Origin of the sequence: Actinomadura sp. KC06 (assembly GCF_004348735.1) — a bacterium.
Classification (GTDB): Bacteria; Actinomycetota; Actinomycetes; order Streptosporangiales; family Streptosporangiaceae; genus Spirillospora.
This window is the reverse complement of record NZ_SMKT01000229.1, coordinates 1-10,824: the sequence shown is the minus strand read 5'-3', so window position 1 is coordinate 10,824 and position 10,824 is coordinate 1. Positions and strand designations below refer to the sequence as shown.

Genomic DNA, 10,824 nt, shown 5'->3' with positions numbered 1-10,824 from the left:
GGTCGGTGCGGGCTCTGTGTGAGTGTGGATGTGAGGGGCTTGTTCGGGTGGTTCGGCGGTGCCTTGGGCTTCGCTCGGGGCGGGTTGTGGGTGCCTGGGGTCAGGCGGCAGATGGGAAGTGGTCTGCGGGGGACTCTAGGAGGTCGTACATGCCCAAGGGCAGGGTCTCGCTCCATAGCCAGTCGTTGATTGTGTCGTCGAAGTCTGCGGGTGGGGCAACGGTCAGGAGGCGTGGGGTCAGGAGGGAGAGGTGCACTCCGAACGGGGCCGGGGGTGTGATGTGGACGCGGCGTGTGGTGCCCCAGAAGTCGTTGAAGTCGCTCTGGGCCAGGTGCAGCTCGGCGGCGATCGTCCGGGTTCGGGCGGCTGGGCCGGTGGCCAGCCAGGCCCAGTGGTCGGTCAGGAGGCGTCGGGCGGTGGTTCGCAGGACGTTGAGGGCGGCCAGGTCGTGCGGGCAGGCGACGTCGCTGATCTGGATCTCGGGAAGGCCGAAGCGGCGGAGGCCGCGGGTGCGCAGGCGGACGCAGGCGCAGCCGTTCACGCCCTCGGGGTCCAGTTCGGGCTCCGCGGCGGTGCAGTGGCCGTTGGCGCGATACGGCGGCAGGACGTCGCCGAGCCAGTGGTCGGCGAGTACGAAGCGCGTTCTCTCCATGCTGGACGGCGACAGGATGTGGCCGGTGACGAGGTCGGCCGTGATCCCGCCGATGGCTTCGGCGATGGCATGCGCGGCCGAACGGGCGACCTGGACGCCGCGGGGCTGATCGGTGACGGGCGCGAAGGCGGTGACGACGGCGAACTCGGCTGCGTCGTTGAAGGCGAGCGTGGCCTGCCGGTCTTCGGGTCGGGCAGCCTCGACGCGTCCCGGGTCCCAGCGCAGACATGCGAGGTCTTCCCGAGTGACCTGCAGTTGGGGCGAGCCGAGCCGTCCGGCGATGTGGGCATGGAAGGGGACGGGCTTGCTGCGATCGAGCAGATCGGCGAGATCCTGCGGGACGCTCTCGGCGGCGACGGCGAACCGGGAGGTCGTGGTGGACGGAACCGGGAACGTGATCGTGGCCATCAGGCGCTCCTTCCTTGCCGCGACGTGGTGTGCCCAGCATGCGGCGGCGTCCCGGCCGGGAGCAGTAGAACCCCGTTCTGGGGATAACCCGCGATCGCGAGCCCGATAGTGCTGGATGCGCGTCCGAAGCGGGTCAGGGGGTGAGGGTGGGTGCGGCCTGGTCGGCCTGGTTGGCGGGGTCGTGGTGGTGCGTGGTCGGTTGTCGTGTGGCCCTGCCTGGGGTCTTCGGAGGGCGGTGTGCGGAACCCGGGGCAGTTCTGTGGTGTCGTCGCTGGCGGCTTTGGGTGGATGCAGGCTCGTGTCGCGCCGCGACCTACCGGGCGGGTGGAGTTGAGGTGAGGCCGGAGGTGGGCGCGTCTTGCGCTCCGGTGGGCACGAGGCGGGGGCTGGGCGGTTGGGGCGCGCGGTGCGGTCTCTGCGGCGCGGCTCGACCTCCTCCGAGGGGGAGGAGGCCGAGGGCCGTCCGTCAGCGGAAGAGGGGGTCGATGAAGTCCGCGCCCAGGCCGACCTTCTCGAAGTGCTCGCGGCACATCGCGATGTAGTCGTGGACGTCGAAGTAGCCGTCCGGCTCGCCGTTCTCGTCCAGCCAGATGAGCGGGCCCTTCACGATGAACAGCGTCTTCATCGGCTCGCCGCTCTCGTAGGCGACGAGCGTGTGGCCCTCGCCTGGCGCCTCGTAGATGAAGTCTCCGGCGGTGGCGGTCCAGGGACGTTCGAGGTACCCCCACTTGCCGGAGATCGTGTAGGCGAACACCTCGTGCGGGTGGTAGTGCCGGTTCACCAGGCCGGCGCTGGTGGCACGCAGGATGTCCGACCAGGTGTTGTCCTTGACGTTGATCCACAGCGGACGAGAGCCGACGGTCTCGGTGAACGGCACGTAGTAGCGGTCGTCGTCGGTGGCGACCTTCGACAGATAGAGCTCGGGCAGGGCGTCCGGCTTCTGCGAGTTCTCGAGCGGTTTCAAGTCCTTCCAGAACTCTGTCGTCGCGTCGTCGGGCATGGCGTCCTCCAGCATGCGCGGGGTCCGATGGCTAGTAGTGAATCGTGCCAGAACCGGCGGCGTCTTCCCGGTCTGCCTGGGATTCTGCCCATCTGTGCCGCATCGGGGTTCGGGTTGGGGCTGACGCGCGGCGGCCGGTTCGGGGCCTGGGGCGCGCTGGCTTGTGGTGGCGGGCCTGGAGCGGCGCGGGGTGTGCCCCGCGCACGGCGGTGTGTCGGTCGGTGCGGTGGGTGTTTCTGGGGGACGGTCGGCTGCTGCGGTCCCGGAGGCCGTACGTCAGGCGGCGACACGCCGTTCACCACGAAAAAGACCAGCTTCGGCCGAATTCACGGTGATTCGCGCGGCATCGACGCTCAAATCAGGGGAATGTGTACGTTGGGGAGATCAACACTGCTGTGAGCTGCGGGGACTGCCCCCGCCGCACAGCCTTGGGAAGAGGAGGTCCCCGTGGCCCGAACAATGTCCAGGGGCACCCGCGTCACCGGTGCCGAACGCACGCGGCTCGCCGCGGAGCTGGCCCCGCGGTACGCCGCCGGTGAGAGCATCCGTGACCTGGCGGCCGAGACCGGCCGGTCGTACGGGTTCATCTACAACGTCCTGAAGGAGGCGGGCGTGCCGCTGCGTGGCCGCGGCGGCAACACCAGGCGCAAGAGGGCCTGACCGCTCCCGAGATCGAGATAGGAAGAACGAACACATGATCGGATGTCCCCCTCGCCCCCCGGGGGGACGCCGTGCGCTAGGAACGGCGGAACGCCCCGGTGACCTCGAGGCGGCCGTTCAAGCTGGCGAGGTCCGCGGCCGCCCGCCCGGCCACCCAGCCTTCGTAGTTGGACACCGAACCCGCCCGTCCTTTGGCGAGGTTCGGGAACATCGTGTCGACCGCGTGGTCGACGGCCCGGTCGCGCGCGGCCAGCACGGGAAGCAGATCCTTCCCGCCGGCGCCCGCGGCCGCCCGTCCCGCCGCGTCCCGCAGCCGCTCCCCGATACGGGCGGCGTAGGCGTTCAGGAAGGCGTGGCGGAACGAACGCGTCCGTGACCGTCCCCGAGCATCGCGCCTGGGACCCGCATGGACCATGGCACCCGTCGCCTGGACGAGCAGGGACGTGAACAGCATCTCCACCGCCGCCAGATCGGCCGGGAACCCGAGCACCGTGGAGAATCCCAGTTCCCTGTGCCACACCGCCCGGCAGTGGTTGGCCTCGGCCACCACCGTCAGCAGTACCGCCTTGGGCGCGTCGTAGGGATTGTCCACCGGGATGCGCCGTCCGGCCGGACCGCCTGTGTCGCCCGTCTCCGCGGCCAGCAGCGCATGGTCGATGCTGTGCCGCGCCATCAGCTCCTGGGCGCGCGCACTGAGCGCCTCAGCCTCCTCGGGGAACTCGGTGGACTCGGCCTTGGCCAAAAGCGCCCTGACTCTGCTGAGCGTTCGCTGGTCGACCTCGCGGGGCGTAGTTGCAGAGCGTCCCGGCGTATCGGCGGTGCTGGACGTGCCCGGGGGAGGACCCATGCTGGGCAGCCTTGGCAGGTACTCCAGGAGATGGACGAGTTCGACCGCACAGGCGACGTAGAGCGCGTGTTCGACGCCTTCGCGCATGCGCCACGCGTCCGGATGCTTGTCGTCGTCCTCCCACCACTCCTCCGCTCCGAGGACGGTGAGTTGCTCGCGCCATCGATCGTCCACGGTCGCGGCGGAGTAGGCGCTCATTTCGGCTGCGATCGCGTCCGTTGCTAGACGTGCGTGCCTGGGCGTCAGGCGGCGGGACGTGAACCGGACCACATCGGCCGGTTGCCAGCCTCGGCCCCAGGCCGTGGTGACTCCCTGCCGCATCTGGGTGGTGAGACACCGGGCGGTTGCTAGTCGCCATGCGTCCCCGCTGACTGTGCCCAGGGGTGTGGTGAGGTCGGCTACTCGGCGGTTGAAGGCGGTGGCGTCGCCTTGCGTGAGCGCGCGTACGGCCTGGGCGGTCAGGGCGTTCGCGGCTTCCGTGAGTGAGGTCCCCGTCGAGGCACCGGGCGTCGTCTCTTCAGGGTGTGGATGCCGCCACGTCTTCCGCACGGCCACTCCCGTCTTCTGCGTCGCATGGGCACCATGCATCCTGCCATCCGGCGGTGACAGCGGGGTGGGAGGCGTCCGCATGCGAAAAGCCCCCGGCGTTGCGTCCAGGGGCTGGGAAGGATCGCGGTCCTACTCCTCGGCGTCTCCGCGCATCTCCTCGATCACGACGCTCTGGTAGGCGCGGGATGTGTCCGGGACGTAGCTGAGCCGCGCCAGCGCCTTGCCTTCACGGTTCCTGATCTCGAAGTGGTAGCCCTCCCGGACCTCGCCGATGTGCGCCACGGCCTGGTCGTGCCGGAGCCGGCACATCGTGTCGACCTTCTCCAGCGCCACCTTCAGGCTCCCCGCGTCGCTGATGAGCCGGGCCGGCTCGCTCGTCTCCCAGATCTCGAACATTGGTCGTGTCCTGTCGGCGGGTCGGAAGGAACGGGCGGGGCATTCCACACTTCGCAGACAGCTTGAACCCAATTTGTGGATCTTTCAATCAGTGCAGGTATCGGATTGATCACTATTCGGAGTTGTCCACGCTCACAGCGTCATGTCCGCATGTGGCGGCGCATGGACGCTTCCCCTGGGCGCGCCGGATCGATAAGGTCCCGCGCGCACGGCCGAACGCCACTCCAAATGGCAGGGACGGACGATTGTCAGAGGCGTGCATCAGGCGTCGTCCGCCACGGACACGACAGTCTCCTTTGCGTCCGGTTCGATGAACTGTAGGAGTGACTCACCCTCGGCTGTCAGTTCGTCGAGGGCCGCCTGGGGGAGGGGCTCGAAGGGACGCAACCGCAGCGTGGCGACCTTGCGCTTGTACTCCGTCTCCCAGATGCCGCGCGCGAAGCCGTCCCAGAGGAAGACCGCCCGGACCCGGAGGTTCTTCGTGGTGAGGGACGGCCGGTGCGCGTCGGCGATTATGCGTCTGCGGTCGGCGTGCGCTAGGACGAGGCTGTCGAACTCTGGCAGGAATCGCGCCGGGGCTGGAACGTCCTCACCGGGCCGTGGGGCGTCGGGTAGATCGAATAGTTCCCGGCCCTTGTCGTCGGCGAATACGCGGAGCTCTGGACGTAGCCGATCCAATGCCTCGGCGCTCGCGGACAGCCCTGACCACGTTTGCGCGTCAGCGGCCGATGCGGGCCCATAGGCGGCCAGATAGCGGAGCATCAGTTCGTCTATCGCCGACTCTGTCGCGGGGGCGGTGCCCAGCCAGCCATCGGCCAGCGTGAACCGCGCCGTACGGGGGAAGCCCCACCTGTCCTGGGTCGGGACCATGACCAACGGCACGCAGAGCCGGACGGCATAGCCGAGGGCCCGATCGTTGACGTCCGGGAACTCTTCCTGGAGCAGGGCACGCACTTCGTTGAACGTGCGGGGCTCCTCTTCGAGAAGTGAGCGCGCCGCCGGGACGACCTCCTGCAGATCCAAGCCCTTGGCGCGGTCGCCCAGGACGCGGAGTGCGCCGTCCAGCATCGGCTGCATCGCCGTGCGGAACGCCGTGTAGTCGTCGCCCGTCATCAGGTGCAGCGTGGCGCGCATCATCGTGGCGCGGACGAGCGACCGGTCGTGCAGGGCGGCGTGTAGGTCGGACGCCTGGAAGCCGGTCAGTCGCGTCCACAAGCCAAGGAACGGCGGCTTGGGCTCCTGCGCCTGCATCCCGCACAGCGCTCGCACGGCTTCGGTGACCGTGATCGGCTCCCGCGCCAGCAGGAGTTGCCGGGCGAGCGTGGCGCGGTTGAGGGCCCGGACGCTCAGGGTGTCTGTCACACGTCCAGGATGCCCGTCCGCCGCTGATCCCTGACCCCGCTGATCCCTGACCCCGGCGCCATTAGAGATATATCGTGTCTTGGCATCAACGAGACATATCGCGAGGAGGAGTCGTGGTGGCAGGAGCGAGCGCCAGTGGCGTCCGTGGGCGGATTCTCGACCTGATGTTCGTGCGCGGCCGCATCGAGGAGATCAGGCCCGCGCCCGGGCGGATGCGCTGGATCCGCGTCGGCGGCGTCCCCGGCCTGGCCTGGACACCCGGTCAGCAGGTCCGCCTGCATGTGGCCGACATCACGGCCGCCCGGACGTGGGTGAGCGGAGCCGTCCGCCATGCGCTGCGCACCTACTCGGTGTGGGACTACGACGCGGACGCCGACGTCATGGAGCTGTGCGTCATGGACCACGGCGCGGACGCGCCGGGCGTGCGCTGGCTGCGGGACGCCCGGCCAGGGCGCGAGGTCGTCTTCGGCAAGCCGGAGGGGACGTTCGGGCTGCGTCCGGCCGCCTACCACCTGTTCGCGGGCGAGGAGACGGCCTCGGTGGCGTTCGGCGCCATGCTCCGGGCGGCGGCACCCGGCGAGCCGGTGCACGGTGTGATCGAGACCGCCCGGCCGGAGGACCGGCTGCCGCTGCCGCGGGGCGACGAGCTGACGTGGCGCCATCGCGGCGACGCGTCCGCCGCGGGCTCGCAGACGCTCGTGGACGCCGTGCGGGGCCTGGAGTTGCCGGAGGAGCCGGGGATCGCCTACGTGGCCGGAGAGGCGCGCACCGTGCATGCCGTCCGCGCCCACCTGGTGGGCGAACGGGGCTGGCCGCGCAGATCCGTGCTGGTCAAAGCGTTCTGGACGCCGGGCAAGCGCGGGATGGAGTGATCGGGAACGAGCGAGGGACGCCCGGGTTACGGGGGGAACTTTTCCAAAATGCACGTGCATCAGCTCTTGCACCTGCACGCCATCCCTAGCAGGATGAGCGCGGACCTCCCGCACGTGAACTCCCCGGAGATCGCGATGAACGCACACTTGAGCGACAGTGACCGACAGGCGCTGCGACTTGCCCAGGATCTCCGCGAGGAGATGCGGGCGGCGCTGCCGCAGGTGCCGACCGCACCATCGGTCTCCCCGTTCGTCGACCAGTCCGGGACGCCCAGCGTCCTGCTCCGGTTGGACGCCGACGCCGCACGCGCGCTGATGGCCCTGCTGGCCGAGCGCCGTCGGGAGCCGGGCGCCGCGCCGTCCGGGGAGCCGCCGTGGGCCGACGGCACCCATGTGCCGCCGTCCGCCTCGCCGCCCCCGACCCAGGGCGTCCCGGCGGCGCAGGGGCCCGTGGTGGCCGCGGTGTCCCCGTTCGGGGAACCCGCCTACGCGGAGTCACCGTTCGTCCCGCCGCAGACGGACACGTCCATGTTCATCAACGGGACGGGCCCGACGCCGCTCGTGCCCGCGCCGGTCTACCCGACGCGCTGACCCCGCGCCCTGACCCGGTGCGCTGATCCGCGCGCCGCCCTCGCTGGCGCAGCGTCTCACCCGGGCGCCGCCCGTCTCCGCTCCGTCTGCACCTGTCTGCGCGCCGTTCCAGCCGCCCCCGCGCCGTCCTGGTAGCGGGGGTTTTCGGCGTCTGGACGGCCACGACCCCGGCTTCTGCCGCCCCGCCCATCATCGGCTACCAGAGCTCCCATCCGGCACGGCCCCGGGCCCTGCGCGTTCATGATCCAGCGGTCCCCGCCACCCCGCCCTTGGCGGCCTTGACCCGCCCCGCGGCCGTCTCGGCCACGGGATGTTAAAGATCCTTTTCTGTGCGCACCGCCCATGCCGACTGGACGGGAAGCCCCACGGGAAAGGCGCTCCAGCTTACTTCACCAGAAAAAGATCTACCTTCTCAAAGGTAAAGAAATCGCCCGTTTGGCGAAAGCACGGTAATGCCGTATATAGTCAACCCCAGGTCAGGGTCAATGAACCGTTGACCTGGCCAATCGCATAGCCGTCGCTTCCCGCCCGCCAGGCGGGATCCACCGCGCCGAACAGCGGCCGAACCATGCACCGGCCGCGCACCGTGTGGAGCCCTTGAGCCCCCGGTCGGCGTTTCTCCCGCTTCATCCAAGCCTGTGATACGCGCACGTCCAAGGACGGATGTGCGCCCTTGATCGCGGGCGCGGTCCGCCATGCCTGTGGATCGTTCCAAAGCGGGTCTTCTTCGCGGCGGCATCTCCCGAGTCCTGAGTCTCGGAGCCGTTTTCCCATGCCCGGATCCCCGGCCTAGGCCGCCCGGCGCGGAACGGCAGCCCTGTACCCCGAACGAAGGAAATCCATGCAGCAGCGAGCGATCAATGTCATCCTGACCGGCGTCACCGGCACCGCCCTCGCGGGCATGCTCGTGGCAGGCGTAGCCGCCGCAAGCGATGACTCCGCTCCCAGCGAGCAGCAGTACCTGTCGCAGGAGGCCGGGAACACCGGCACCCACAAGGACGCCCAGAAGAACTCGGACAAGAGCTCCGACAAGGGCGACTCCGCCGCCGACAGCAAGCGCAAGAAGAAGGACTCCCGGGTCCTGCTCAGCGGCACGACGACCGCGTCCTACTTCTGGGACGACGGCTCAGGCGTGAACGGCGACACCGGCGCCCCCGCCGGCGGGAAGCCGATGCAGAAGGGCCTGTTCGCCAGCCCGAGCTGGCCCATGCACACCAAGGTCAAGGTCAGCTACAACGGCCGCAGCGTCACCGGCTTCGTCGGCGACCGCGGGCCGGGCAGGCCGTCGCACAAGGGCATCATGCTCGACCTCGACACCTACACCTTCCGGTACCTGCTGGACGGTGAGAAGCCGAAGAACAAGTACAACGCCGGTGGCGGCGAAGGACACCTGAAGGGCATCAAGTGGGAAGTCCTCAAGTGGGGCTCCGGCGCCGGCAAGAAGGGCAAGCCGCGGCCTTTCGGCTCATGACGTGAGGCCGCGCGCGGGCCGTGAGCGAAATTGCTCACAAAGCGCGCGCGGTCTCGTCCAGACCCGGCACAGGGCTGCCGGTGCATGGAAAATCGGGGATTCCCCGGTATCGAAAGATCACCGGGGGATCCCCGTTTTCAGGTCACCGGCGCTCTCCCGGGCGAGCTCCCTCGACAGCGCGAGCGCGGCGGTCCGGACGGCCGGGGCCAGCCGGTCCAGATCGAGCCGGCACACGTTCCCGGTGATGGAGATCGCCGCGATCACTCGGCGGCGGTGGTCGAGGACCGGCGCCGCCACCGCGGACACCCCGGCCTCCGACTCCTCCCGGTTGACCGCGTACCCGCGGTCGGCCGTGCGGGCCAGCTCCCGCTGCAGCAGCCCCGGCATGATGATCGTGTGCGGCGTGTAGCGGACGAGGCCCGCGTCCAGGACGCTCTGCAGCCGCTCAGGCGGCCCGAGGGCGAGGAACAGCTTCCCGGTCGCCGTGCAGTACGCGGGCAGCCGTCCGCCCACCCGCGACACGATGGGCATGGAGCGGCGCCCGCTGACCTTCTCCAGGAACAGCGTGTCCGTCCCGTCCAGGACGGCGAGATGGATGTTCTCGTGCGTCGCCTCGTACAGGTCCTCCAGGTAGGGGAGGGCGGCCTCGCGCAGCCCGCGCGGCCGCGGCGCCCGCTGGCCCAGCACGAACAGCCGCATGCTCAGCCGGTAGCCGGACTCCGTCCGCTCGACGCCGCCCCACCGCACCAGCTCGCTCAGCAGCCGGTGCGCGGTCGGTTTCGGCAGCCCGGTCCGGGCCGACAGCTCGGTCAGGTTGAGCTCGGTGTCGGCGGAACCGAACGCGTCCAGCAGGCTGAGGCCGCGCGCCAGCACCGACCTCGGCGGCGCCTCGCCCGTGCTCTGGAGGTCCATACCCCGATGGTCACCGCGATCGTGCCTGTCGGCAAGCGCGGGAAAGCGGGCGGGGAAGCGGGCGGAGGGCCTGGTCAGCGGCATCAGGCGTCGTCCCGGTGCCCGGTGATCGGGGCTTCGATGAGCAGCGGGGCGTCGAGCGCCTTGACGCCGGCGACGGCGTCGCGCAGCTCGGCCGCCGAGCCGGCCCGGACCGCGTCGATGCCGAACAGGCGGGCGGCGCTCTGCCAGTCGAGCGCGGGCGGTGCGAGGTCCATGCCGACGTATTCTCCGTGTTTCGCCGACGCTCCGCCACTTTGATCGAGCGTGTTCTTCAGCGTCCGGTATTCGCCGTTGTTCATCACGACGAACGCCACGGGCACCTCGTAGCGCGCCGCGCTCCACAGCCCCTGGAGGCCGAACATCGCGCAGCCGTCCCCGAGCACCGAGACGACCGGGCGCTCCGGGTTCCCCATCCGGGTGCCGATCGCCGCGCCGATGCCCCAGCCGAGCCCGCCGCCGACCGTGTGCACGTAGGAGCCGGGCAGGTCCTGGCGGAGCACCTCGCGCAGCTTCAGCCCGACGGTGATCGCCTCCTCGACGACCACCGTCCCGTGGGGAAGCCCGGCCGCGACGGCGTGGGCGGCGGCGCGCGGGTCCATCGGGGACGCCCCGTACGCGGCACGCGCGGCCTCCTCAGCCTTGCCGCGCTCCTCCGCGTGCAGGGCGCCGAGCCGCTCGATCCGCTCCCGCGCGTCCGGGACGAGCCCGTCCAGGTGCCCGGCGAGGGCCCACAGCGTCTCGGGCAGGTCGCCCGTCAGGCCGTGCCGGACGGCGAAGTTCCGGCCGATCTCCGCCGGATCCTCGTCCACCTGGACGATCGCCAGCGCGTCCGGGACGGCCGGGCCCGGCGTGTAGTGGTGCGGCATGAACGCGTGGCATCCGGCGATGAACGCCACGTCGTAGGCGGAGAGCTTCTCCCTGATGACGGCGTTGTGCGGCGGCAGCATCCCCGCGTACAGGGGATGGCCGGTGGGGAAGTCGATCCCGTCGTTCATCGGCTGGTGGTAGACGGCCGCGCCGAGCCGCTCGGCCACCGCGACCAGGTCGGCGACGGCGCCCGCC

At 70.2% G+C, this 10,824-nt stretch carries 11 protein-coding genes; 4 read left to right on the top strand and 7 right to left on the bottom strand.

All coding sequences use genetic code 11. The features are described 5' to 3' along the window. Positions 1–100: 100 nt before the first annotated feature. Complete coding sequence (locus E1287_RS39350) at positions 101–1,060, bottom strand: hypothetical protein (protein ID WP_131970574.1); 960 nt, start codon at positions 1,058–1,060, stop codon at positions 101–103. A 466-nt stretch (positions 1,061–1,526) separates the two neighbouring features. Then, positions 1,527–2,075: a 2,4'-dihydroxyacetophenone dioxygenase family protein gene (locus E1287_RS39345; RefSeq protein ID WP_207934736.1), complete on the bottom strand. Its 549-nt coding sequence runs from the start codon at positions 2,073–2,075 to the stop codon at positions 1,527–1,529. A 432-nt stretch (positions 2,076–2,507) separates the two neighbouring features. Between E1287_RS39345 and E1287_RS39340 the strand changes: the two genes are divergently transcribed. Further along, positions 2,508–2,720, top strand: coding sequence for a helix-turn-helix domain-containing protein (locus tag E1287_RS39340; RefSeq protein ID WP_131970572.1), 213 nt, complete (start codon positions 2,508–2,510; stop codon positions 2,718–2,720). Positions 2,721–2,796: 76 nt separating this feature from the next. On the opposite strand, the gene E1287_RS39335 is transcribed toward E1287_RS39340, so the two are convergent. From E1287_RS39335 to E1287_RS39325, 3 genes are all read right to left on the bottom strand, one after another. Beyond that, positions 2,797–3,765 carry a DUF2786 domain-containing protein gene (locus E1287_RS39335; protein ID WP_165969420.1) on the bottom strand — a complete coding sequence of 323 codons (969 nt, stop codon included), beginning with the start codon at positions 3,763–3,765 and terminating at the stop codon, positions 2,797–2,799. A 480-nt stretch (positions 3,766–4,245) separates the two neighbouring features. Further along, a complete protein-coding gene (locus E1287_RS39330; RefSeq protein ID WP_131970568.1) occupies positions 4,246–4,512 on the bottom strand; it encodes a hypothetical protein in 267 nt (88 codons plus the stop codon). A 261-nt stretch (positions 4,513–4,773) separates the two neighbouring features. Continuing rightward, complete coding sequence (locus E1287_RS39325) at positions 4,774–5,874, bottom strand: winged helix DNA-binding domain-containing protein (RefSeq protein WP_131970566.1); 1,101 nt, start codon at positions 5,872–5,874, stop codon at positions 4,774–4,776. A gap of 116 nt (positions 5,875–5,990) precedes the next feature. Between E1287_RS39325 and E1287_RS39320 the strand changes: the two genes are divergently transcribed. From E1287_RS39320 to E1287_RS39310, 3 genes are all read left to right on the top strand, one after another. Then, on the top strand, positions 5,991–6,746 hold the full coding sequence (locus E1287_RS39320) for a siderophore-interacting protein (protein WP_207934734.1): 756 nt from the start codon (positions 5,991–5,993) through the stop codon (positions 6,744–6,746). Between the two features lie 147 nt (positions 6,747–6,893). Then, positions 6,894–7,337, top strand: coding sequence for a hypothetical protein (locus tag E1287_RS39315; RefSeq protein WP_131970564.1), 444 nt, complete (start codon positions 6,894–6,896; stop codon positions 7,335–7,337). 841 nt (positions 7,338–8,178) lie between these two features. Beyond that, the gene (locus E1287_RS39310; protein WP_131970562.1) at positions 8,179–8,808 is read left to right on the top strand and encodes a hypothetical protein; all 630 of its coding nucleotides are present in this window, start codon (positions 8,179–8,181) and stop codon (positions 8,806–8,808) included. 117 nt (positions 8,809–8,925) lie between these two features. Here the strand turns inward: E1287_RS39310 and E1287_RS39305 are convergent, their stop codons facing one another. Both E1287_RS39305 and E1287_RS39300 read right to left on the bottom strand, forming a co-directional pair. Further along, positions 8,926–9,720 (bottom strand): IclR family transcriptional regulator, encoded by a 795-nt coding sequence (locus E1287_RS39305; RefSeq protein ID WP_131970560.1) that lies wholly within the window; start codon positions 9,718–9,720, stop codon positions 8,926–8,928. Between the two features lie 83 nt (positions 9,721–9,803). After that, positions 9,804–10,824: thiamine pyrophosphate-dependent enzyme (locus E1287_RS39300; protein ID WP_243719746.1), on the bottom strand; the 1,021-nt coding region annotated here is incomplete at its 5' end.